Source organism: Streptomyces sp. NPDC048278, assembly GCF_040652195.1.
GTDB lineage: Bacteria > Actinomycetota > Actinomycetes > Streptomycetales > Streptomycetaceae > Streptomyces.
The window spans coordinates 91,736-111,028 of record NZ_JBEZLP010000029.1; the positions used below are offsets into that span (position 1 = coordinate 91,736).

The 19,293-nt window shown below is 67.9% G+C and carries 16 protein-coding genes and 1 tRNA gene; 13 read left to right on the forward strand and 4 right to left on the reverse strand.

The genetic code is table 11. From position 1 onward, the window contains the following. Positions 1 to 194: 194 nt before the first annotated feature. Entirely contained in the window at positions 195 to 746 is a 552-nt protein-coding gene (locus tag AB0D74_RS37165; RefSeq protein ID WP_362596749.1) for a hypothetical protein, read from the reverse strand. 81 nt (positions 747 to 827) lie between these two features. Then, on the reverse strand, positions 828 to 1,394 hold the full coding sequence (locus tag AB0D74_RS37170; protein WP_362596752.1) for a hypothetical protein: 567 nt from the start codon (positions 1,392 to 1,394) through the stop codon (positions 828 to 830). Between the two features lie 720 nt (positions 1,395 to 2,114). Here AB0D74_RS37170 and AB0D74_RS37175 point away from each other — a divergent pair. The 3 genes from AB0D74_RS37175 (at position 2,115) to AB0D74_RS37185 (ending at position 5,492) form a co-directional block, all read left to right on the forward strand. After that, on the forward strand, positions 2,115 to 2,834 hold the full coding sequence (locus AB0D74_RS37175; RefSeq protein ID WP_362596755.1) for a hypothetical protein: 720 nt from the start codon (positions 2,115 to 2,117) through the stop codon (positions 2,832 to 2,834). Positions 2,835 to 2,889: 55 nt separating this feature from the next. Next, positions 2,890 to 3,660, forward strand: coding sequence for a transposase (locus tag AB0D74_RS37180; RefSeq protein ID WP_362596758.1), 771 nt, complete (start codon positions 2,890 to 2,892; stop codon positions 3,658 to 3,660). A gap of 281 nt (positions 3,661 to 3,941) precedes the next feature. Then, positions 3,942 to 5,492 (forward strand): AAA family ATPase, encoded by a 1,551-nt coding sequence (locus AB0D74_RS37185; RefSeq protein WP_362596761.1) that lies wholly within the window; start codon positions 3,942 to 3,944, stop codon positions 5,490 to 5,492. 431 nt (positions 5,493 to 5,923) lie between these two features. Here the strand turns inward: AB0D74_RS37185 and AB0D74_RS37190 are convergent. Continuing rightward, positions 5,924 to 5,995 (reverse strand) — tRNA-Arg (locus tag AB0D74_RS37190). A 153-nt stretch (positions 5,996 to 6,148) separates the two neighbouring features. On the opposite strand from AB0D74_RS37190, the gene AB0D74_RS37195 reads away from it, so the two are divergent. The 7 genes from AB0D74_RS37195 to rho all read left to right on the forward strand — a co-directional run bounded on the left by AB0D74_RS37195 (position 6,149) and on the right by rho (position 15,388). Further along, positions 6,149 to 6,703: a response regulator gene (locus AB0D74_RS37195; protein WP_362596764.1), complete on the forward strand. Its 555-nt coding sequence runs from the start codon at positions 6,149 to 6,151 to the stop codon at positions 6,701 to 6,703. Positions 6,704 to 6,814: 111 nt separating this feature from the next. Beyond that, positions 6,815 to 7,792: an ArgS-related anticodon-binding protein NrtL gene (nrtL, locus tag AB0D74_RS37200; protein WP_362596767.1), complete on the forward strand. Its 978-nt coding sequence runs from the start codon at positions 6,815 to 6,817 to the stop codon at positions 7,790 to 7,792. Positions 7,793 to 7,807: 15 nt separating this feature from the next. Then, positions 7,808 to 9,199, forward strand: coding sequence for a diaminopimelate decarboxylase (lysA, locus tag AB0D74_RS37205; protein ID WP_362596770.1), 1,392 nt, complete (start codon positions 7,808 to 7,810; stop codon positions 9,197 to 9,199). Between the two features lie 181 nt (positions 9,200 to 9,380). Continuing rightward, complete coding sequence (locus AB0D74_RS37210) at positions 9,381 to 10,673, forward strand: homoserine dehydrogenase (RefSeq protein WP_362596773.1); 1,293 nt, start codon at positions 9,381 to 9,383, stop codon at positions 10,671 to 10,673. Positions 10,674 to 10,679: 6 nt separating this feature from the next. Continuing rightward, entirely contained in the window at positions 10,680 to 11,738 is a 1,059-nt protein-coding gene (gene thrC / locus AB0D74_RS37215) for a threonine synthase (protein ID WP_362596776.1), read from the forward strand. Between the two features lie 273 nt (positions 11,739 to 12,011). Then, complete coding sequence (thrB, locus tag AB0D74_RS37220; RefSeq protein WP_362596779.1) at positions 12,012 to 12,941, forward strand: homoserine kinase; 930 nt, start codon at positions 12,012 to 12,014, stop codon at positions 12,939 to 12,941. A gap of 407 nt (positions 12,942 to 13,348) precedes the next feature. Then, positions 13,349 to 15,388, forward strand: coding sequence for a transcription termination factor Rho (gene rho / locus AB0D74_RS37225; RefSeq protein ID WP_362596782.1), 2,040 nt, complete (start codon positions 13,349 to 13,351; stop codon positions 15,386 to 15,388). 265 nt (positions 15,389 to 15,653) lie between these two features. Here rho and AB0D74_RS37230 read toward each other — a convergent pair whose 3' ends face one another. After that, positions 15,654 to 15,986, reverse strand: a complete 333-nt coding sequence (locus AB0D74_RS37230) for a hypothetical protein (RefSeq protein WP_362596785.1) — start codon at positions 15,984 to 15,986, stop codon at positions 15,654 to 15,656. On the opposite strand from AB0D74_RS37230, the gene AB0D74_RS37235 reads away from it, so the two are divergent. From AB0D74_RS37235 to rpmE, 3 genes are all read left to right on the forward strand, one after another. Then, positions 15,949 to 17,457 carry a trypsin-like serine protease gene (locus AB0D74_RS37235; RefSeq protein ID WP_362596788.1) on the forward strand — a complete coding sequence of 503 codons (1,509 nt, stop codon included), beginning with the start codon at positions 15,949 to 15,951 and terminating at the stop codon, positions 17,455 to 17,457. The two genes, AB0D74_RS37230 and AB0D74_RS37235, sit on opposite strands and share 38 nt — an antisense overlap. A 229-nt stretch (positions 17,458 to 17,686) precedes the next feature. Next, the gene (locus tag AB0D74_RS37240) at positions 17,687 to 18,802 is read left to right on the forward strand and encodes an LCP family protein (protein WP_362596791.1); all 1,116 of its coding nucleotides are present in this window, start codon (positions 17,687 to 17,689) and stop codon (positions 18,800 to 18,802) included. A 247-nt stretch (positions 18,803 to 19,049) separates the two neighbouring features. Then, the gene (gene rpmE / locus AB0D74_RS37245; protein ID WP_062155333.1) at positions 19,050 to 19,274 is read left to right on the forward strand and encodes a 50S ribosomal protein L31; all 225 of its coding nucleotides are present in this window, start codon (positions 19,050 to 19,052) and stop codon (positions 19,272 to 19,274) included. Positions 19,275 to 19,293: the final 19 nt, after the last annotated feature.

Sequence of the window (19,293 nt, forward strand, 5' to 3'; positions counted from 1 at the left end):
ACATGATCGACAGGCAGAGGCCCCGGACTATGTGAAGTCCGGGGCCTCTGCCTTGACTGACTTCAGCCGACGCGCGGTGGCTAGGGGCCTGCCCGGCGGGTCTTTGAGCCGACAAGCGGGCCCATGCCTTCCACGGCACCGTCACTGTCGCAGCGATCCGACTCTGGCTCCGCACATGAGCTGTCAGGTGGTCTTCACGGCTGCCAGAGGAAGGCGGCCTCGCTACAGGGGGCGCAGTGAAAGACGTAGCCGCGGCCACCTCCGCCGAAGTTGGCGGAGGTCGCGAAGTCGGATCCTTCTTCGAGTTCGGCCGTGAATGTCATATGGGTTGTGCAGGAGGGACAGTCGGGGGTCTCGTCACCTTGGAGCCAGTCGGGTTCGCTGCCCAGCCGTCCCAGAACCGGTTCCGCGGTTGGGGTGTCGGCTGGGCGGGGGCGCAGGGCGGTCACCGCACCGAGCAGTGTCTCGCCCTCGGCGGGAACGGTGGCCGCTGCTAGCCGACCTCTGAACACGAAGGCGCGGTTGGCGCCGGCGGTGGCGTCCCAGTCGTCACACATACCCGGATCGCTCTGGCAAAAGAAGACCGCGACTGCTCCCAGGTCGAGAGGCAGATGGGCGAGGAACTGCAAAGGCTCGTCACATTCGCGGCAGTGCGGCCAGACGAAGCCATCCGGGACGAGTGGCACTCCCCCCGTGCGCAGTACGGAAGCGTCAGCTACGGCTTCTCCGCCGTTGACCAGCAGCATGGCTGAAGCCTAGGTGGACCCTTCCCCACTCCAACCGGAGGGGGCCCGAGCACTGCCAAGCCAAGATTCGCCCGACGCGCCCTAACCGCACGAGTCGCAAACGCCCGTCGCAGGGAGCTGAACGAAGCAGTTGCCGCAGACTTGTGGGGGCTTCTCGGTGCGCTCACGTCGGCGCTCGATGGCAGCCTGATATCTGGGGGCAAGGGCGGGAACGCCACCGTCGGGCGGCAAGGTTGCTCCGAAACGGCGGTAGCAAGCGAGTCGCGAGTCAGCGGCATGCTGCTCTCGCTCCAACACGTCCTCTACCGGCGGTTCTCCAGCGGCTTCCAAGACTTCTCGGTAGCCGGTCCCCACCATGCCGTCGTCGCTGTGAACGACGAGTGCTGTCAGCGGCGGATCACCACGGTCGTGCGCCTCGCGGACCACTCTGCCAAGGGTGGCGCCGATCCAGTGGCGGAGGTGGACCTTGGTGCGGAAACCCGTTCTGTCCTGGATCTCCTCAGCCAGCTCCTTGTAAGTGATCACAGCGTGGTACGTGCACGCGACGCCTATGAGGATGGAGTACGCCTCCGCTGCCCAAGCTTCGCGGATCTCGCGTGCTGTGGGCGCGGCGCTTCCTGGCTCCCGCTCAAGCTCACCCTGTGTCATCCCCACCCCGTGATGCCTTGCCGAACGGCGTATTGGCCGCATCTTCCTCCGAAGAGGAATCAGCCGCCGTAGATCGCATCAGTTGTTACCTTTCGCGCGGCCCTGTCGTGGGCAGCCGTATCGACAGGGGCCACCTTGGGATCGAGCGGCCAGGCCCAGCCTCGGTTCGTGTCCGGCCGACGTGAGGCTACGGAACCCGTTCTGACCTGCCGCGAAGCCCCTCAAGATCAACACGCTATTACAACGTGATCACTGGCAAACCGCTGCTTTCGACCGCATCCGCCTGCACAAACAACAAGACCCCGCACTCAGCCATCTGGCTGGTCATGGGGTCTGTCGGCACCTCAAGCGAAGTGCCACCGGCAAGATTCGAACCTGCGCACACGGTTCCGGAGCGCAATCAGAGTTCGGTTTGTGAATCGGCTCTGACCAGCGGATTCCTGTATCGCAGATAGTGCGAAGTCGGAAGTCGCCTCCGGCGCCTGCGCCCTTTGAAAGGTCGGCTTCGCCGACGGGCTCCAACACCCGCGGTTCGGGGTGTTGCAGCCCGTCGGTAGCGAGTCCAGGTCAACGGACGTCGGCGGCGCCCTCCTGCTCCCCCGAAGGGGGCGGGACGTTCGCGCTCTGGCCACCGCGGTTGTGAGACGACCTGTAAAGGTTGTCCCGCTATGCGCATGAGGTGGCTGGGGCAGTGGTGGGAGCAACAGCCATACTCGATGCGTGACGATCACGGACGTTGAGGGTCTGCTGCCAGACCCGCGGGATCTGCTGGCGGGGACCGACTGGGCTTCGCTCGAACATGCCTGTGGGACGGCCGCAGGAACGCCTGGTCTGCTGGCCGGCCTGCTGGCGGATGACGTCGGCACGCAGGCCAGGGCCCTGCGGCACCTCGACGATCCGGTGCATCACCAGAACACGATCTACTCAGCGACCGTGCATGCGGCGGCATATGTGGCGAAGATCCTCAGTGACCCGCGCACGGGCACCCTGTTGGCCGACCGCGACGGCCGGGTCCTTCCGTTGCGCGCCGCCTTGCTGGACTGGGTCAAGTCGGTGGCCACCGAGGTCGACAGCGAGGCAGAGACTCACATGGCGCGTGTGGGGCTTTGCCTGGACGAGTATCCGGAGTCCGTCCAGATCCGGGCGCTGCGCCCCGACCTCTTCCAGGCCGTCTCTGCTTTCCTCCATGCTCCGGCCCTTGCTGTTCAGGAAGCAGCCCTTGCTGCGGCTGTTCCGCTCCTGGACGCCCCGGAGCTCATTGGGCAACGTGCCCTTCTCACACCGCTGGTCCGTGATGTGCTGGCCACCAGCGACAGTCGTTCGTATCGCTTCATCGCTGGCCGTGGCCTCAAGTCCTGGGGACAAGACTCGGGTTCGCTGCATGACGAGCAAAACGAGGACCTGTGGGCGGGCGGCTGCAGCAGCGAACCACCTTTTTGACCTGGAGAAGAAGGTGAGCATCTGTCCCCGGCCGACGTGATGACATGATCGCGTTGTGGCTGGTTTGATCACGGCGTCACAGCCCTCCTGGATAGGCCCGTTCACCGGGCTGAGCCCGCTCTGCTTCGGCAAACTGGTGACCGCCCTGCGCCACGAGGGATCGGACATGATCCGCCGAGGTCGGCCCTGGAGCCTTCACCTGCCGGACCGCGTCCTGTTGGTTGAAGCGTACTGGCGTACCAGCTTGACGCTGCGCCAACTCGCTTTGCTATTCGGAATCTTGAAGTCTGCGGTCGCCCGGATCATCAACCACCTCGCGCCACTTCTCGCTCTATTGCCGCGCCGACGGTTCCGCAAGGACATCGTGCTCATCGTGGACGTCACCCTGGTCCCCACACGCGACCACACGGTGGCCGAGCAGTCGAAAAACTACCGGTATTCCACCAACCACCAGGTCGTCATCGACGCCGATACACGGCTCGTCGTCACTGTCGGCCAGCCTCTGCGCGGCAACCGCAACGATTGCACGGCATGGGAGCTGTCCGGAGCGAAGGCCGCCGTCGGCAACAGCACGGTGATCGCTGACGGCGGCTACCGCGGAACTGGCCTGGTGATCCCGCACCGCCGTCAAACAGGCCAGGCCGAACTCCTGGCCTGGAAAGAGGAGCACAATCGTTCACACTGCAGGATCCGTGCCCGTGTCGAGCACATGTTCGCCCGTATGAAGAGCTTAAAGATCCTCCGCGACTGCCAGTCGAAAGGCGACGGCGTTCATCACGCGATGCTTGGCTTCGCCTGCCTGTACAACCTCGCGCTTGCCGGATAGGCCCACCCAAGGTGGGCATCCTCGATGCTGACCATGCCACGTCAGTCGATCATCGCGGGACAGCCTTTAGCCGCGGTCGGTAAACAACGAGTGGCTTGCGGCGCAGCGTTCCGATACGTCTGCTGACTGGGGATGGTTCTGGTTGAGTTATTTCTTTTCGTGCCATAACTGCTGTACGTGTAAAGGACCCGCTCGAAAAGTCAAACAAATTGCACACTTCTGCGCGTCATGCGTTCGGGAAACCGGTAGTAAACGCCGAAGTCTGCCGCTACACTGCGGGCATGCTTGACGTTGAGTTCAGAATCAAGAACTACCGTTGCTTCGGCGATCAACCCGCGGTGTTTCGAGTCCAAAACGGCTTCACTGGGCTGGTCGGCACCAACAACTCCGGCAAGAGTTCGCTGCTCAGGTTCCCGTACGAGGTCAGGCAGCTCTTCACCCTCTTGGGATCACGTAACGGCTCGCAGCTTCGATTGCTTCTATCCTCCGGTCAGCAATCGATTTGGGCGCCCAATCTACTCGCGGGTGAACGAGCGGTTCGGGCTGGCAGCACTCGACCCATGGGCATTGAGATCATTGTTCACGATGGGCCTGCTGGACCGTTTTATGAAGATGGAAAGCCAGTGATCCTGTCAGCTCAATACGGCAACGGCGCAGCCGCGAGCCTCAGCTTGTCTGGTGCTTCATTCGCTGATGCGGATGCCGTGACGGCATCCACTGATGGCTTCCTCGCTCCCTTGATGGCAGCGATGGATATCCTTGCGGACACGATGTACATTGGTCCGTTTCGCAACGCCATCCATGTCGGAAGTAACAATCACTACTACGACATCCAAACGGGTGAATTGTTCATTAGTGCCTTCAATAACTTCAAGACTGGGGGCAACCCTGACCAAAACGAGGCTGTCTATGAGATGACGGAGGAGCTTCGGCGCATCTTTGGCTACGAACAGCTGGAGATTAACGCGGCTGGAAATACGCTCCAGCTCATGGTTGATGGAAAGAGCTACCGCCTCAGCGAACTCGGGGCAGGCTTGGCCCACTTCATTGTGGTCATGGTGAACGTGCTGGTGCGCAGGCCTAAGCTGCTACTCATTGATGAACCAGAGCTTAACCTGCATGCGTCGCTCCAACTCGACTTCCTCCAGACGTTGGCTCGATACACAGAGCACGGTGTCATTTTTGCAACGCATAGTTTGGGTCTGGCTCGAACGGCAGCCGACACTATCTACACTCTGGAAAAGCCAAAGGGTGGCACTGCAATCCTGCGGTTGTACGAGGACAATCAAGACCTGGTGACACTGCTTGGCCAACTGTCTTTCGATAGTCGGCCGGAGCTGGGTTTCAGCAAGGTTCTACTTGTGGAGGGCAAAACGGAGCTACGCGCACTCATGCAGTTCCTTCGTCTCTACGACAAGGAGCATGAGGTGCTCATGGTCCCGTTGCACGGTGCGGAGTTCATTCGGGGAGATTCCCAGCAAGAGCTTGCAGAGTTGCTGCGGATTGGTGGTGACGTTCACTACCTGATCGACAGTGAACGACTCGACGAGGGCGATCCCTTGGAGCCCACACGTCAAGCCTTCGTGGACGTGTGTAACGAACTGAACATCCCCGGGCTCGTCCTTGAACGGCGAGCCCTAGAAAACTACTTCACCGACGATGCTGTGAAGAAAGAATTCGGCGATTCGGCCAGGGCGCTAGACCCGTACGAGAAGTTGGCGGATTCATCGAACAGGGCATGGCGGAAGACAAACAACTGGCGGGTGGCATCCAGAATGCAGAAGTCTGACCTCAGTGGCACCGATCTTGGGGGATTCCTGGAAGCTCTCTAACAGCGACTAACGCAATGGGTCCGTCGACTTCACTAACGGGCCCTTTGTTGTGAGTGTGGAATGGGGATTTTTAAAGACTTGACGGGCTGATGGCCCGGTTGTGGCTTGGGCGTGCGCAGGGTTTCACGGTTCCAGTGGGCTGGTGCTGCATGCAGGAACGGGAAGGTGCTGGTCAGTCAGGGGGCTAGCGGAGCCGGTCCAGGGCTTCGGTGGTCACGTCAGTCCAGGGCCGATGCGAGGTGAGGCAGCGGCGTCGGCCGGCGGCGAGGAGCCGGGCGGGCCCGGTCAGAGGGGGCATCGGAGCTGTGTTGCGTGTATCGCAGATGGTGCGCGAACAGCGAGAGAGGGCGGGAGTCAGTGAGACTGACTCCCGCCCTCTTCTGTAGGCATCCGCCCTGGTCAGCGCTTGATTCTTGCTGATCCTCGGCGAGTGCCCCCGGCAGGATTCGAACCTGCGCACACGGCTCCGGAGGCCGTTGCTCTATCCCCTGAGCTACGGGGGCGTCTGGCGTTGAGCTGTTGCTCGCGGCGACGGGTAGAACACTACCAGCTCGTTCGGGGTGATCAGGAACGGGTTTCGTGGGGGTGCTCGCCCGCAGCGGGCGGAAGTCGGGAAAACCCGGACGCGGTGGCCGGTCCGGACCTACTCTCGAGTTGTGCCAGGGGCGTCGGGCCGGGTGCTTGTTGTGGACGACAACAAGGTCATCCGGCAGCTGATCAGGGTCAATCTCGAACTGGAGGGTATCGAGGTCGTGACCGCGGCCGACGGTGCCGAGTGTCTGGATGTCGTGCATCGGGTGCGTCCCGACGTGATCACTCTGGACGTCGTGATGCCGCGGCTCGACGGGCTGCGGACCGCCGCTCAGTTGCGTGCCGACCCCCGAACCCGCGATCTTCCGCTCGCCATCGTCAGCGCGTGCACGCAGTACGAGGTCGAGACCGGGCTCGATGTCGGTGTCGACGCGTTTCTCGCCAAGCCCTTCGAGCCCGCCGAACTCGTCCAGTTGGTGCGGGAGCTCATCGAGCGGCGGCGAGGCGCAGGCGACGGGGAGCGTGGGGAGAGCGGGGGGAGCGGGGGCGTGGGCGACGAGGACCAGTTCTCTGGCGGGGTCCAGTTCTCTGGCGAGGTGCAGTTCCCGGGTGAGGTCCAGTTTTCCGGCGAGGTCCAGTTTTCCAGGGAGCGGGCCGGGGGGAACCCCGTCTGTCCGTGACCCCGGGCGGCCGGGAGGCGTGCGGGGATCACCACAGGACGCCGTCCACATAGCGGAACCCCGGCCAAACCGGCTCGCATACCCACCCCCTCCCTCCCCTACGCTTGTCCCGTGACCCCCGTCGAGCTCTCCCGTACCGTGCTGCGCGCGGTGCGCCGTGCCGTGGACGAGGGCGAGCTCAGCGTGACCGTGCCGGAGCGGGTCGTCGTGACGCCGCCGGGGCCCGGCGGGTGCGGGGACTACGCCACCAACGTCGCGCTCCAGCTCGCCCGCCCGGCCGGGCAGTCGCCGCTGCAGGTCGCCGAGATCCTGGTGCCCCGGCTCGCGGAGTGCGCCGGCGTCGAGGACGTCGTCGTCACCGGGCCCGGGTTCCTCAACATCTCCCTCGCCTCCGGTTCCTCGCCGACGGCGACCCTCGTCGGGGAGATCCGCGGTCTCGGGGCCGCCTACGGCCACGGCGACACCCTCGCCGGGCGGGTCGTCGCGCTGCGGGTGCCGTACGACGTGCGGGCCGAGGTCGTCGCCGACGCGGTGGTCAGGATCGTCGCCAGTCAGGGCGGGCGCGGTGAGGTCGAGCACGGGGAGCCCGTCAGCCTGCGGCCCGTTCCGGCGCCGGAGGACCCCGCGCCGCTCGGGCCGGACGCCGCCCAGTGGGCGCTGCTGCATCCCGCCGCGCACGACCGGCCGAGGATCACCGCCGACCATCTCGTGCAGCGGGAGAGCAATCCGCTGTTCCGGGTGCGGTACGCGCACGCCCGGGTGCGGGCCGCAGGCCGGGGCGCGGGGCGGCTCGGGTTCGGTGCCGTGCCCGGCGACGTTCCCGACGCCCCGGACGGTCTCGTCACCGCCCTCGCCGACTACCCCCGCATCCTCAGCGGCGCGGCCGTCCACCGCGCCCCCGACCGGCTCGCCCGGCACCTCGTCACCGTCGCCGATGCCGCGCTGCCGTTCCTGCCGACCGTGCTGCCCCGTGGCGACGAGAAACCCTCGGCCGCCCACCGCGCCCGGCTCGCCCTCGCCGAAGCCGCCGGGACGGTGCTGGCCGGCGGCCTGTCCCTGCTCGGCATCGACGCACCCGATCACCTCTGAGAGAGCCCAAGAGCAATGAGCCGTTCCGCGCACCCCGCCGGGCCCCGGCACGCCGATGTCCTGCCCGAGGGGCACTACGCCGCCCCGCCCACCGATCTCAACGCCCTCGACCCCAAGGTGTGGGCCCAGACCGTCGGCCGGAACGCCGACGGTGTCGTCACCGTCGGCGGTGTCGACGTGAAGACCCTCGCCGAGGAGTTCGGCACCCCCGCCTACGTCCTGGACGAGGACGACTTCCGGGCCCGGGCGCGCGCCTGGCGCACCGCGTTCGGACCGGACGCCGACGTGTTCTACGCCGGCAAGGCGTTCCTGTCGCGGGCCGTCGTGCGCTGGCTGCACGAGGAGGGGCTCAACCTCGACGTGTGTTCGGGTGGTGAGCTGGCCACCGCGCTGTCTGCCGGGATGCCCGCCGACCGGATCGCCTTCCACGGCAACAACAAGTCGGAGGGGGAGATCCGCCGGGCCGTCGAGGCCGGGGTCGGGCGGATCGTGCTCGACTCCTTCCAGGAGATCGTGCGGGTCGCCCACATCGCGCAGGAGCTCGGCACGCGGCAGCGCGTGCAGATCCGTATCACCGTGGGGGTCGAGGCGCACACCCACGAGTTCATCGCCACCGCCCACGAGGACCAGAAGTTCGGGATCCCGCTGGCCGGCGGGCAGGCCGCGGAGGCCGTGCGGCGGGCGCTGCAGCTCGACGGGCTCGAACTCATCGGGATCCACTCGCACATCGGGTCGCAGATCTTCGACATGTCGGGGTTCGAGGTCGCCGCGCACCGCGTGGTGGGGCTGCTCAGGGACGTGCGCGACGAGCACGGTGTGGAGCTGCCCGAGATCGACCTCGGCGGCGGGCTCGGCATCGCGTACACGAGCGACGACGACCCGCGCGAGCCGCACGAGATCGCCAAGGCGCTCACCGAGATCGTGACCCGGGAGTGCGAGGCGGCCCGGCTGCGGACGCCGCGGATCTCCGTGGAGCCGGGGCGGGCCATCGTCGGCCCCACCGCCTTCACGCTCTACGAGGTCGGCACCATCAAGCCCCTCGACAACCTCCGCACCTACGTCTCCGTCGACGGCGGCATGTCCGACAACATCCGCACCGCGCTGTACGACGCCGAGTACAGCGTCGCCCTGGTGTCCCGGACCAGCGAGGCCGAGCCGATGCTCGCCCGTGTCGTCGGCAAGCACTGCGAGAGCGGGGACATCGTGGTGAAGGACGCGTTCCTGCCGGGCGACCTGGCACCCGGTGACCTCATCGCCGTACCGGCCACCGGCGCCTACTGCCGCTCCATGGCCAGCAACTACAACCACGTGCTCCGGCCGCCCGTCGTCGCGGTGCGGGACGGCGCGGCCCGGGTGATCGTCCGGCGGGAGACGGAGGAGGACCTGCTCCGGCTCGACGTCGGATGACGGGCGGATGGCGCAGGGGATGACGCAGGCGATGGCGCGGGGGACGGGGCAGGAGGAAGATCTCCTGTCTGCCATCACCACACAATGAAATAGATGTCTCACGATCCGGACGAAGGGTAGAAACTCCCGTCCGGTGAGTGAGACTGGTCCAACCGTAGACGGTATGAGGAAACGAGGTCGGATGATGCGTACGCGTCCGCTGAAGGTGGCGCTGCTGGGCTGTGGGGTCGTCGGCTCAGAGGTGGCACGCATCATGACGACGCACGCCGACGACCTCGCCCAGCGGATCGGCGCCCCGGTCGAGCTGGCCGGTGTCGCCGTACGGCGGCCCTCGAAGGTCCGTGAGGGCATCGACCCGGAGCTGGTCACCACCGACGCCACCGCGCTCGTCAAGCGCGACGACATCGACGTCGTGGTGGAGGTCATCGGCGGGATCGAACCCGCCCGCACCCTCATCACCACCGCCTTCGAGCACGGCGCCTCCGTCGTGTCGGCCAACAAGGCCCTGCTCGCCCAGGACGGCGCCGCCCTGCACGCGGTCGCCGAGCAGCACGGCAAGGACCTCTACTACGAGGCCGCCGTCGCCGGTGCCATCCCGCTGATCCGGCCGCTGCGCGAGTCCCTGGCCGGCGACAAGGTCAACCGGGTGCTCGGCATCGTCAACGGCACCACCAACTTCATCCTCGACAAGATGGACAGCACGGGCGCGGGGTACCAGGAGGCACTCGACGAGGCCACCGCGCTCGGGTACGCGGAGGCCGACCCGACCGCCGACGTCGAGGGCTTCGACGCCGCCGCCAAGGCCGCCATCCTCGCCGGCATCGCCTTCCACTCCCGGGTGCGGCTCGACGACGTCTACCGCGAGGGCATGACCGAGGTCACCGCCGCCGACTTCGCCTCCGCCAAGAACATGGGCTGCACCATCAAGCTGCTCGCCATCTGCGAGCGCGCCGAGGACGGCGGCTCGGTGACGGCCCGCGTGCACCCCGCCATGATTCCGCTGACCCACCCGCTCGCCTCCGTGCGCGGCGCGTACAACGCCGTCTTCGTGGAGTCCGACGCGAGCGGACAGCTGATGTTCTACGGTCCCGGCGCCGGCGGCGCCCCGACCGCCTCCGCGGTCCTCGGCGACCTCGTCGCCGTCTGCCGCAACCGGCTCAGCGGGGCAACGGGGCCCGGCGAGTCGGCCTACGCCGGTCTGCCCGTGTCGCCCATGGGCGACGTCGTCACGCGCTACCACATCAGCCTCGACGTCGCCGACAAACCGGGTGTTCTCGCCCAGGTCGCCACCGTGTTCGCGGAGCACGGGGTTTCCATCGATACGGTTCGACAGACCGGCAAGGACGGCGAGGCCTCCCTCGTCGTCGTCACCCACCGGGCCTCCGACGCCTCCCTGTCCGGGACCGTCGAGGCGCTGCGCAAGCTCGACACCGTGCGGGGTGTCGCCAGCATCATGCGGGTTGAAGGAGAGTAACCAGCAATGACCCACCAGTGGCGCGGAATCATCGAGGAGTACCGGGACCGGCTGCCCGTCTCCGACACCACGCCGGTCGTGACGCTCCGCGAGGGCGGCACGCCCCTCGTGCCCGCGCAGGTGCTCTCCGAGCGCACGGGCTGCGAGGTCCACCTCAAGGTGGAGGGCGCGAACCCGACCGGGTCCTTCAAGGACCGCGGCATGACCATGGCCATCAGCAAGGCCAAGGAGGAGGGCGCGCAGGCGGTCATCTGCGCCTCCACGGGCAACACCTCCGCCTCCGCCGCCGCGTACGCCGTGCGCGCGGGCATGGTCTCCGCCGTGCTCGTCCCGCAGGGCAAGATCGCGCTCGGCAAGATGGGCCAGGCCCTCGTGCACGGCGCGAAGATCCTCCAGGTCGACGGCAACTTCGACGACTGCCTCACCCTCGCCCGCAAGCTGAGCGAGAACTACCCGGTGGCGCTGGTCAATTCGGTCAACCCGGTGCGCATCGAGGGCCAGAAGACGGCCGCCTTCGAGATCGTGGACATGCTCGGCGACGCACCCGACATCCATGTCCTGCCGGTCGGCAACGCGGGCAACATCACCGCGTACTGGAAGGGGTACAAGGAGTACGCCGCCGACGGCATCTCCGCGAAGACCCCCCGCATGTGGGGTTTCCAGGCCTCCGGCAGCGCCCCGATCGTGCGCGGCGAGATCGTCAAGGACCCCTCGACCATCGCCACCGCGATCCGCATCGGCAACCCCGCCTCCTGGCAGTTCGCGCTCGCGGCCCGGGACGAGTCCGAGGGCCTCATCGACGAGGTGACGGACCGTGAGATCCTGCGCGCCTACCGGCTGTTGGCCGCCCAGGAGGGCGTCTTCGTGGAGCCCGCCTCCGCCTCCTCCGTCGCCGGTCTGCTCAAGGCCGCCGAGCAGGGCAAGGTCGACCCCGGCCAGCGCATCGTCTGCACGGTCACCGGAAACGGCCTGAAGGACCCCGACTGGGCCGTCGCCGGCGCCCCGCAGCCGGTCACCGTGCCGGTCGACGCAGCCGCCGCGGCCGAGCGGCTCGGCCTCGCCTAGGCAACAGCAGAGAAGAACAAAGCACCACCGAGGGCGTCCCGGACAGGGAACTCCCTATCGAGGGGGCACAGGGGGCTTACGACACGCATCGTGCGCCTCCTGTGCGCCCTATGTCGCCACAGAACCTTCCTTCGATAGGCTGTACCGAACCCGCCCGCTGCATATGCCTCCGCATATGGCGCGGTGCCGCGCCGTCTCCACGGCCCGAGGGTCCCCCACGTACCTATCGAATGTCATTCGACCATCACGCAGCTCAAGGAGAGTCATCGAGCGATGGCCGGTCCAGCGTTCCGCGCCGCCGCCGTCCGGGTGCGCACCCCTGCCACCAGCGCCAACCTCGGTCCGGGCTTCGATGCCCTGGGCCTCGCGCTGGGGCTCTACGACGACGTCGTCGTCCGGGTGGCGGACTCCGGGCTGCACATCGACATCGCGGGAGAGGGCAGCGAGACGCTGCCGCGTGACGAGAGCCACCTCCTCGTACGCTCCCTGCGCACCGCCTTCGACCTGCTGGGCGGACAGCCCCGCGGCCTGGAGATCGTGTGCGCCAACCGCATCCCGCACGGCCGCGGCCTCGGCTCCTCCTCCGCCGCCATCTGCGCCGGCATCGTCGCCGCGCGTGCGGTGACCATAGGCGGCGAGGCCAGACTCGACGACGCGGCCCTCCTGGAGCTCGCGACCGAGATCGAGGGCCACCCCGACAACGTCGCGGCCTGCCTGCTCGGCGGCTTCACGCTCTCCTGGATGGAGTCCGGCGCCGCCCGGGCGATCAGGATGGAGCCCAGTGATTCCATCGTTCCGGTGGTTTTCGTGCCCGGGAAGCCGGTCCTGACCGAGACCGCGCGCGGACTGCTCCCGCGCACCGTGCCGCACGTCGACGCAGCCGCCAACGCGGGCCGCGCGGCCCTGCTCGTCGAGGCCCTCACCCGGCGCCCCGAGCTGCTGCTGCCCGCCACCGAGGACCGTCTGCACCAGGAGTACCGCGCCCCCGCGATGCCGGAGAGCGCGGCACTGGTGGAGCGGCTGCGGGCCGACGGCATCCCGGCCGTCATCTCCGGCGCCGGACCCACCGTGATGGCGCTCGCCGACGCCGGCAGCGCCGAAAAGGTGCAGGCCCTGGCCGGTAGGGACTGGGCCGCCAACCGCCTCGACCTCGACCTTCAGGGAGCGAGCGTCTTGCCGCTCGCGCCCTCCAGTGACATGTGACGCGCACGATTGCCGGATTTGGAGAGGGGGAATGTTTGTTGGATCCGGTAGTGTTAACCTCAAGTCTGCACCCGACCTCACCATGGCGAGGTGCTTCGTGTCCCCGTCCGGGACAGACATTCTTCCGGGAGTCTCCCAAGCCATTCAGCGTTCTGTATGACGTACCTGGGCAGTACGCCGTACCCGGGCACTGAGAGGGCCGCTGGGCACGCTCCGGAACAGGTGCTACCACGCCACGTGACACCGGGTGCCACGGCTCGTCGGAAGCGCCGTCACCAGATATTTCTTCCGCCGTATTGGCGGACCACCGCCCCGGCACGGTCCACACAAGCAAGGACCGAAAGCCGGACAGCACAACCGGTCGCCGAGCCAGACAGGCCGACGTCCGCTCCAGGGAAGGACCCTTCGTGAGCGACACCACCGATCTGATGGGCGCACGTGTCGAGGAGACCGCTGCCGCGCCCGCCACGGACGCCTCCGCGCCTGCCTCCGGTGCCGGCTCCCGGCGGCGCCGCGGTACCGGCCTCGAGGGCATGGTGCTGGCCGAGCTTCAGCAGGTCGCATCCGGCCTCGGCATCAGGGGCACCGCGCGGATGCGCAAGAGCCAGCTGATCGAGGTCATCAAGGAGGCGCAGGCCGGCGGCGGAGCCCCCGCCAAGGCCGAGACCGCCACCGAGACCAAGCCGAAGCGCCGGGCCACCTCCAAGGCCCGTACGGGTGACGAGGCCGCCGAGAAGAAGGCGGAGCCGGCCGCCGAGGCCCCCGCCGAGAAGGCCGTGGCCCAGCAGCAGATCGAGATCCCCGGCCAGCCGGCCGGCCGCGCGGGCGAGGCCGAGCGCGACGGGGACGACGCCCCGGCCGAGCGCCGCCGCCGGCGGGCCACCGCCGAGGTCGGCAGCCCCACCGCCACCGGCGCCGAGACCATCGCCGCCGAGGCGCGGACCGAGTCGAAGGCCGAGACGCCCGCGCAGCAGCAGGGCGACGCCCGGTCCGACGCGGGTGACGACGGCCGTGGCCGCCGTGACCGCCGTGACCGCGGCCGGGACCGCGACCGCCGCAACAAGGGCGACGAGCAGCAGGGCGGCGGCCAGGGCGGCCGGCAGGACCGTCAGGACCGCCAGCAGGACCGTCAGGACCGTCAGCAGCAGCCCCAGCAGCAGGGCGGCGGCCGTCAGGACCGCAACGCCGGCCCGCAGGACGACGACGACTTCGGTGACCGCCGTGGCCGCCGTGGCCGTTACCGGGACCGCCGTGGCCGCCGTGGCCGCGACGAGATCGGCGGCGCCGAGCCGCAGGTCGCCGACGACGACGTCCTGATCCCCGTCGCGGGCATCCTCGACATCCTCGACAACTACGCGTTCATCCGGACCTCCGGCTACCTGCCCGGTCCGAACGACGTGTACGTCTCCCTCGCCCAGGTCCGCAAGAACGGCCTGCGCAAGGGCGACCACCTCACCGGCGCGGTCCGCCAGCCCAAGGAAGGCGAGCGGCGCGAGAAGTTCAACGCGCTGGTCCGCCTCGACTCCGTCAACGGCATGGCGCCCGAACACGGCCGTGGCCGACCGGAGTTCAACAAGCTGACCCCGCTCTACCCGCAGGACCGCCTCCGCCTGGAGACGGACCCGGGCATCCTCACCACCCGCATCATCGACCTCGTCGCGCCGATCGGTAAGGGCCAGCGCGGTCTGATCGTGGCCCCGCCGAAGACCGGCAAGACCATGATCATGCAGGCGATCGCCAACGCGATCACGCACAACAACCCCGAGTGCCACCTGATGGTCGTCCTGGTCGACGAGCGTCCGGAAGAGGTCACCGACATGCAGCGGTCGGTCAAGGGCGAGGTCATCTCCTCGACCTTCGACCGCCCGGCCGAGGACCACACCACGGTCGCCGAGCTCGCCATCGAGCGCGCCAAGCGCCTGGTGGAGCTGGGCCACGACGTCGTCGTGCTGCTCGACTCGATCACGCGTCTGGGCCGTGCGTACAACCTGGCGGCGCCGGCCTCCGGCCGCATCCTGTCCGGTGGTGTCGACTCGACCGCCCTGTACCCGCCGAAGCGCTTCTTCGGTGCGGCCCGCAACATCGAGGACGGCGGCTCGCTGACCATCCTCGCCACCGCCCTGGTGGACACCGGGTCCCGCATGGACGAGGTCATCTTCGAGGAGTTCAAGGGCACCGGCAACGCCGAACTGAAGCTCGACCGGAAGCTGGCCGACAAGCGCATCTTCCCGGCGGTGGACGTCGACGCGTCCGGCACCCGTAAGGAAGAGATCCTGCTCGGCAACGAGGAGCTGGCGGTCGTCTGGAAGCTGCGGCGCGTGCTGCACGCGCTGGACCAGCAGCAGGCGATCGAGCTGCTGCTCGACAAGATGAAGCAGACGAAGTCGAACGTCGAGTTCCTGATGCAGATTCAGAAGACGACGCCGACGCCCGGGAACGGGGACTAGCCGACAAAAGGGGGCTGCGGGCCGGTCGTCGGCTGCGGGTTCGCCGTGGCTGGTCGCGCCCACGCGGCGGCAGCCGCACATGAGATGCAGTCCCGCGCCCCTGAAGGGGCGCTCGAAGGGGCCGCTCCCTGCACGGGCAGGGAGCGGCCCCTTCGCGTTTTTCTCCTCGGTGTACGATCGCGCCCTTCGGTCAATTGGCCGAATGTCGAACTCCTTATCCCTAGGGGGGGACTTAGGTGGGTACACCCACGTCCGGGAGCGGTCGTCACAGACGTCGGATACGTTTCGCGCTGCCCGTCGCGGCGGCCGGTGTCGCCGCGGCCGTCGCCGCCGCACTGATCTCGACCTCCGCCAGCGCGGCCACCCAGCCGACGCCCACGGTCAAGCCGTCGGTCAGCGTGCCGTCGCAGGCCACGCTGAACAAGCGCCTCGCCGGCGCCGTGGCCTCCGACAGCAGCTGGGCGACGACGAAGACGACGTCCAAGACAAGCTCCAGCGGCACCGCCGTCTCGCCGAAGATCATCGGTGGTGGCACGACCACCATCTCCTCGGCGCCCTGGATGGCCCAGCTCTGGTACCAGGACACGGCCGACGACATCAACTTCTTCTGCGGCGGTTCGGTCGTCTCGCCGACGAAGATCCTCACCGCCGCGCACTGCGTCAAGGACGAGAACGGCAAGGCGTACAACTGGAAGGCCTACGGCGTCGTCGTCACCGGCACCGCCTCGCTGCCCACCAGCAACAGCGACGGCACCGACGTCGACCTGCACGGCGGCACCGTCAGCGGCGTCCTGCGCCAGTGGAACAACCCGTCGTACAGCCCGTCGACCATCAACAACGACGTCGCCGTGCTGACCCTGGCCGCGCCGGTCAAGGCCACGCCGATCAAGCTGACGACCAGCACCGACACGACCTCCTACAAGGCCGGCACCAGCGCCAAGGTCTACGGCTGGGGCCGTACCAGCTCCACCTCGGACGACATCTCCGAGACCCTGAAGACGGCCACCCTGCCGATGCAGTCCGACAGCACCTGCTCGGCCTACTTCGGCAGCCTGTTCGTCAAGGGCCACATGGTCTGCGCGGGCAAGCCCGCCACCGGCTCCGACACCGGCTCCACCGCCACCTGCAACGGTGACTCCGGCGGCCCGCTGGTCGTCGGCGGCAGGGTCGTCGGCGTGGTCTCCTGGGGCGTCACGCAGGACGGCGTCGAGTGTGTCGTGCAGGGCTCCTACAGCGTCTTCACGAAGGTCAGCACCTACGTCGGTGCCGTCTACGCGCAGATCGCCGACACGAACCTGAGCTACACCGACGGCAAGGCCGACCTCTTCGCCCGCAAGTCGTCCAGCAAGGTCGGCTACGAGCTGGACTCCAAGGGCACCTCGCTCGCCTCCCGCCTCTCCTGGGGCGACTGGAGCGGTGTCAACGTCATCCTCCAGGCCGATCTCGACCGGGACGGCTTCCAGGACCTCGTCTACCGGGTGGCCTCCACGGGGGACATCTACTGGGACCACTTCGTCCTGAACAGCGCCCAGACCAGCGGTTCCTGGGCCACGAAGAAGATCTTCACCAACTGGAAGACCCGCAAGGCCGTCGTCATCCCCGGCGACCTCACCGGCGACTACCTGCCGGACGTCCTCTCCGAGGACTCCAGCGGCGTGCTGTGGCTGTACCCGGGCAAGGGCAACGGCACCTTCGCGGCCCGCGTCAAGATCGGCGGCGGCTGGAGCCAGTACAACCAGCTGCGCGGCGTCGGCGACTTCAACGGCGACGGCAAGGCCGACCTGCTGGCCCGCAAGAGCAGCGGCGGCGACCTGTACCTGTACAAGGGCACCGGCAAGTCCGGCACCGGCCTCTTCTCGGCCCGGGTGAAGGTCCGCGCCGGCTGGACCGGCTTCAACACCCTCGCCGCGGTCGGCGACCTCACCGGCGACGGCAAGGCCGACTTCCTGGCCCGGACCACCGGCGGCACGCTGTACCTGTACCCGGGTACCGGCAAGGCGACCAGTGAGATCTTCGGCACAAGGAAGTCTCTTGGTACCGGTTTCCAGCAGTACGACATCTTCGGCTGACATGGCTGGTGGGCGGGGTTTCGCCCCGCTTGCCCCATGACTTCCGATCACCCGGTGTGCCCATCGCTCCACGCGGTGGGCACACTGCGTTGTGCAACCCTTTCCCGAGTTTCGCCGTCTGACCAGGCGGAGCGACGATGGTCCGGATACGTGCCGATGATCCTGGTACGCCGGGCCTGACCCTGAAAGCAGGGGGTAACCGAGCAGTCGTACGAGAACCGAGGAGCCCATGTCCGCCGACAGCACGCCAGGTCCCGACATATCCGGGCCGGGTACGAAGACCGGCAGTCACCGCAGGCACCGCGGCGCGGGCCGCAGGGCGCTGCTGGTCACGGCCTGGACGGCGGCGGGCATCCTCGTCCTCGGCGGCGCCGGTGTCGGCTACCTGTACTTCAAGCTCAACGGCAACCTCAAGACCGTCGACATCAACCAGATGCTCGGCAGCGACCGGCCCACCAAGGTCGACAACGGCTCCGAGAACATCCTGGTCCTCGGCTCGGACACGCGGTCCGGCGCCAACAGGAAGCTCGGCGGGGGCGCGGACGACGGCAGCGCCCGCTCCGACACGGCGATGATCGTCCACGTCTACGAGGGCCACAAGAAGGCCGCCGTGGTCTCCGTCCCCCGGGACACCCTGATCGACCGCCCCGCCTGCACCGACGCGCAGGGCACCAGGCACGCCGCCGCGACCGGCGTGATGTTCAACTCCGCGTACTCCACGGGCGGCGCGGCCTGCGCGGTCAAGACCGTCGAGTCGATGACCGGCATCCGGATGGACCACTACCTGGAGGTCGACTTCTCCGGCTTCCAGAAGCTCATCGACGAGCTCGGCGGCGTCCGGGTCACCACGACGAAGGCCATCGACGACCGGGAGAGCCACCTCGACCTCACGGCCGGCACCCACACGCTCGACGGCAAGCAGGCGCTCGGCCTCGTCCGCACCCGGCACGGCGTCGGCGACGGCTCCGACCTGGGCCGCATCCAGCTCCAGCAGGCGTTCGTCAAGGCCCTCGTCGACCGGATCAAGCAGGTGGGCGTCTTCACCAGCCCCACGAAGCTGTACGACCTGGCCGACACCGCGACGAAGACGGTCACCACCGACTCCGACCTCGGCTCGGTGAACTCCCTGATCGACTTCGCGAACGGGCTGAAGTCCATCGGTGCGAAGAACATGCACATGGTGACGATGCCGGTCGAGTACGACCCGGCGAACCCGAACCGGGTGATCGTGGCCGAGGCGAAGGCCAAGCTGGTGTGGACGGCCCTGAAGAACGACCGGCCGATCCCGGCCTCCGCCACGAAGGGGACGGCGACCGGGCAGGCCAAGGGCGTCGTGACGTCGTAGTCCGGGTGCGGGCCGGTGGGGGTGTTCGCGCAGTTCCCCGCGCCCCTGAGCAAGCTGTGCCGGCCCCACCTGAAGGGGCGCGGGGAACTGCGCGACAAGCCCCCACCGGCCCGCGGGGAATAGATCACCGCACCCCTCGGTTTTGGGCTACGCGCCCAGCCCTGGCAGACTGGTACGTCGGCCCCGGTTCACGCCCCGCAAGCCCGCGAAGGCGACCCGGTGCCCTCCCGATATCTAGGAGAATCCCTTGAAGCGCGACATCCACCCCGAGTACGTCGAGACGCAGGTCAGCTGCACCTGTGGCGCGTCGTTCACGACTCGTAGCACCATCACCAGCGGCACCATCCGCGCCGAGGTCTGCTCCGAGTGCCACCCGTTCTACACGGGCAAGCAGAAGATCCTCGACACCGGTGGCCGCGTGGCCCGCTTCGAGGCCCGCTTCGGCAAGGCTGCCGCCGGCTCCAAGAAGTAGCGAGCCCTATTTCGCCGGT